Source organism: Streptomyces sp. SID3212, from assembly GCF_009865405.1.
In the GTDB taxonomy this organism is placed as follows: Bacteria; Actinomycetota; Actinomycetes; order Streptomycetales; family Streptomycetaceae; genus Streptomyces.
Map to the genome: position 1 here is coordinate 1 of NZ_WWJY01000470.1, position 1574 is coordinate 1574.

Annotated in this window: 2 protein-coding genes and 1 pseudogene; 2 read left to right on the top strand and 1 reads right to left on the bottom strand. The window is 74.2% G+C overall.

Going from position 1 to position 1574, the window contains the following annotated elements; translation table 11 throughout:
• Positions 1-217, bottom strand: a pseudogene (locus GT042_RS14025) (hypothetical protein); the annotation flags it as partial.
• 128 nt (positions 218-345) lie between these two features.
• Here GT042_RS14025 and GT042_RS14030 point away from each other — a divergent pair.
• Together GT042_RS14030 and GT042_RS14035 are read left to right on the top strand one after the other, a co-directional pair.
• Positions 346-1281: a pyridoxamine 5'-phosphate oxidase family protein gene (locus GT042_RS14030; protein WP_161309039.1), complete on the top strand. Its 936-nt coding sequence runs from the start codon at positions 346-348 to the stop codon at positions 1279-1281.
• On the top strand, positions 1278-1574 hold a 297-nt coding region (locus GT042_RS14035; protein ID WP_202532751.1), incomplete at its 3' end, for a hypothetical protein. The genes GT042_RS14030 and GT042_RS14035, both read left to right, overlap by 4 nt.

Sequence of the window (1574 nt, forward strand, 5' to 3'; positions counted from 1 at the left end):
GCCCGTCCGGCTCCAGGCGCGCCGGCTCCAGCCGCGGCGAGAAGCGCGCCTCCACGGCGCGCAGCCACCGGCCCAGGTCGCCCGCGTCCACCAGCGCGTCGTACACCCCGTCCCGGTCCGCCCAGACGGTGTTCATCAGCTCGACCGGGAGGGGCTCGCCGAGGGGTGGCGGCGGGGCGCCCGGCGGGGCGGCGCCCGGTGGATCAGTGCTCTCCATGTCCTCAGCCTAACCGGGTCCCTAATGGCTGTCGATTGTCCTATCCATTTGACGAGCCGGGACGTATGTGGTTCTCTTGTCGAGCACCTAATGGTAAAGGTGCACATCAAGCGTTAGGGGTGAGGGGAATGGGCGTTCCGACCGGTTTCCACGAGGGCGAGCTGGCGGTGCAGCGGCGCGCCGGGGTCGGCGGACCGGCCGCCCGCCTCGCCGGCATGCTGGCCCCGCCCGACCTGAGCGGCGGCGCGGCGATCTTCCTCCGCGACCGCGACCTGGCCGTCCTCACCGCCCGCGATCGTGACGGTCTGCTCTGGACCTCGCCCCTGCCCGGCGCCCCCGGCTTCCTCGTCGCGCGGGACCGGTCCCTGGAGGTCCACGCCCTGCCCGCCCCCGGAGACCCGCTCGCGGACCTGGCCACGGACCAGCCGGTCGGGATGATCGCCATCGACTTCGCCACCCGCCGCCGGCTGAGGATCAACGGCTCCCTGGCCGGGGCCGGCCCGTCCGGGCTCACGGTCGCGGTCGACCAGGCGTACGGGAACTGCCCCCAGTACATTCAGCGGCGGCACCTCCACCGCCCGCCGGGGAGCGCGGGCACCCGGGTCCCCGAGGTGCGGTCCGGCGACTCGCCGGACGCCGAGGACGTGCGGCTGATCCGGGCCGCCGACACCTTCTTCCTGGGCACCGCCCACCCGACCCGGGGCGCCGACGCCTCCCACCGGGGCGGCACCCCCGGTTTCGTACGGGCGGACAGCGACGGTCTGTGGTGGCCGGACTATCCGGGCAACAACATGTTCAACAGCCTGGGCAACCTGGCCGCCGACAGCACCGCCGCCCTCCTCTTCCTGGACTTCACCACCGGTACGACCCTCCAGTTGTCCGGCACGGCGGCCGTCGACTGGACCGCGCCGGGGGTCCCCGGCGACGACGGCGGCACGGGACGGCGGGTGCGCTTCACCCCGCGCCGAGTCGTCAGGACCACGGTCCCGGTGCTCGCCGAAACGGTCGCCCCGTACCCGCGCAACCCGCCCCTCACCGACACCCCTGACCAGGAGACACCGTGAGCACAGAGCCCGTCGCGGCCACCGGCGACCCGTACGGCGAACTCGCCCGCCTGGACCCGGTGCTGGGCCGCCTGACCGCGTCCTACGGCCGTCCCGACCCGTTCCGCTGGGACGACGGCGGACGGACGGAGGGCGACCGGTTCGCGGCCCTGGTGCTGCACATCGCCGGCCAGCAGATCTCGACGGCGGTGGCGTTCGTGCTCTTCGACCGGATCACGGCCGCGATCGGCGCCCTGCCCGATCCGGCGGGCCTCGTCGCCCTAGGGGGTGTCCGCGAAGTGGGGTCGTCCGCC